A 604-nucleotide genomic window follows, 5' to 3' on the forward strand; every position below is an offset into this window, starting at 1 on the left:
CAAATTCAGTTAACTAAAAAACAAATCCAAAAACTAGAGGCAGATTACAATATATCTAAAGAATTATTTAAGATGGGTAAAGCACCTTATCTTGACACGGAAATAAAAGGAAATAATCTAGATAAAATGAGAAATACACTTAATGAAGTGGAACTGGAAAGGCAGTATTCTCTAATGAAGATTAAAAGTGATTATTCTGTCCCAGAAGAATTGTTGCACAAAGTAACAATTGAAGATATAAAAGCGTGTAAAAGATCAAGTATTATAGAATTAGTCAAAAATATTTATAAAAAAAAGAATGAGTCAGTCGATATTGATAACAAAATTAGTGAGTCATCACTCTTGCCATCGTTATATTTCTCTGTAGGTTTAACTCCTAAAAATGGTGGGACATTGAGCGATATCAGCCTTAGAGAAATGGATTATAACGCTAGTATTAGTGTGAATGTGCCGTTGAGCGATTTTTTTTCATCATTCAACAGTAAAAAAACAAATGCAATTAATTCAATGAAAAACAATATTGATAACCTTAATGATTTTAGAGAGCTTGAATTGTTACGTTTTGATATCAATAACAAACTTCATATCATAAAGAATAAAATTC

General features: G+C 28.8%; 1 pseudogene. It reads left to right on the plus strand.

What is annotated here, in order from left to right:
- Positions 1–604: pseudogene (locus EQY_RS0123885) on the plus strand (TolC family protein); the annotation flags it as partial.

The sequence above is a fragment of the Escherichia sp. TW14182 genome (assembly GCF_000208525.1).
Lineage (GTDB): Bacteria > Pseudomonadota > Gammaproteobacteria > Enterobacterales > Enterobacteriaceae > Escherichia > Escherichia ruysiae.